We start from the raw sequence: 1,754 nt of genomic DNA, 5'->3' as shown, positions 1-1,754 counted from the left end.
GGTCGGACGTGTAAGCGGGGTCGGACGTGTAAGCGGGGTCGGACGTGTAAGCGGGGTCGGACGTGTAAGCGGGGTCGGACGTGTAAGCGGGGTCGTGTAAGCGGGGTCGGTCCGTGAATAGTGAATTTTCGATTTCTGTTACTGGCTTTTAGTGAGCGGTTTACGATTATATAGGTGATATTTCAAGTGTGAAATTCAGCGTGAATCTGTTAGGTTTCCAGCGATAGGTCTGGGGAGGTTGTTTGCTTGACTGAGAGGGGAGGGGTGGTTTGTTAGAGTGTTCGCTGGCTTGGGGAGCGCAGAAAATTTTGGGACGGCCTGGTCTCTTGGCGAGCTAGGCAAGACTCTCCTCACGGTCAGGTTGTCATCGGATAGCGAGCATGGCTGAATTTAACCCGCTATACGTGTATAGCAGTCCAGAAATCGCCATTCTTTTTAGCTGCCAAAGTTGCCTTGGGCTGGTATGACTACACTTGAGCAGTGGCCTATTACGCGACATCACCCCGCGCCACAGAGGGCGACCCCATGCCAGGAAACCGCGTCTGGGGATTTTCTGTGAAGGCGAAGAAAACGCATCGGAGCAATCGCCTGCAAAGCCCACAACCACGCTGGAAAAGTCGTGCTACCATTACGAAAACCGCGTCGGGTATCCCTCTTTCGCCAAGCAGAGACCCGATTGAGGAAGGTGGGGGCGTCCACCTGTCCGCCTTCGTGGTGAATGATGGGATAAATTGGGCTGGTGATTTAGGACTGAGAAAAACTCGGAATTGCAAGACTGAAACAGTACAGTTTGATTATAATCATTCGCCGATGTTATCTGCGTCAGGCGTAGGTGTTACCGTTGACGGCGGATTTTCAGCGCGATTGCAGTCTGAAAAAAAAGTATTTGAAGAATGTTGTTCAGATGGTGATTGGGTTGAAAAAAGAGAGTATTCTTATAAGGCTGGTTCTGGAGCTGGAAGCCTCTGTGTGATTGGTGGCGCATACTTCCGCGGCTCTAGTGGCGCAATTTCCGTAGATGCTTCGGCTGGTGTGAAAGCTGAAGGAGGATTGGAATTAAACATTCTTGTTCAGAGTGGATATATTATTGTGGGAGGTTGTAATGATGAAATTGAACTAGCTACTTTTTTAGTTAAGGTCGATGGGGAAGTTTCGATAGAGGGTGGTTTTGACGCTGCGGTTTGGGTGAAGTGCTGGAGTTTTTCATTAGTTAGAGGAGTAATTGGTGGAGAAATTTCGGGAACCGGCGCTATTGAGCTTGTGTATGGATTGAGCTTGAGTGTGGAAAATCGGGATGTGGCGGAACGCCAAAGTTTATTGTTTCGGGTGATATTTATGGTGAAGTCTGTTTTGCTGGGTATTGCTATAAGAAGAGTTTTTTGAGATGATAGAATTGGAGATTTCGCCGCTTTTAGGTTTCCCTATTTTGTGTCTTTTTGTCGGGGTGTTTTTTTATGCGGTCAATAGAATGAAGTGTCATTCCTCCAAGTTGCCTGAAGAATCTCTTTTAGCTGGGTTTAAGAAGGAGAATGGTGAGGATTGGCTTGTGTGCAATGTTGCTCCTAGGTATCAGGGAGAGGTTTTAAAAATTGATAGTTATTGTTATTTGAAAAGAGGTGAAGATTTATTTTTGAAGCGACGAGGTCTACTTTATGAGGAGGTCATTCGCGTCAGGTTAAGGCTGTGAGGCCTGATTCTATGGGGGATTTGCGGGTTCGTCGGTCTCTTTTGAGGTGCCGCGGATCAGGACTAAA

1 protein-coding gene is annotated in these 1,754 nt (G+C 47.5%); it reads left to right on the top strand.

Annotated features, from left to right (window positions below):
- Nucleotides 1-525 precede the first annotated feature (525 nt).
- A complete protein-coding gene (locus tag JIN78_RS16645; protein WP_200393126.1) occupies nt 526-1,383 on the top strand; it encodes an RHS repeat-associated core domain-containing protein in 858 nt (285 codons plus the stop codon).
- Nucleotides 1,384-1,754 lie beyond the last annotated feature (371 nt).

Origin of the sequence: Roseibacillus ishigakijimensis (genome assembly GCF_016595415.1) — a bacterium.
GTDB classification, from domain to species: domain Bacteria; phylum Verrucomicrobiota; class Verrucomicrobiia; order Verrucomicrobiales; family Akkermansiaceae; genus Roseibacillus; species Roseibacillus ishigakijimensis.
Note: the sequence above shows the minus strand (reverse complement) of the source record. Positions and strands in the feature narration are given on the sequence as shown.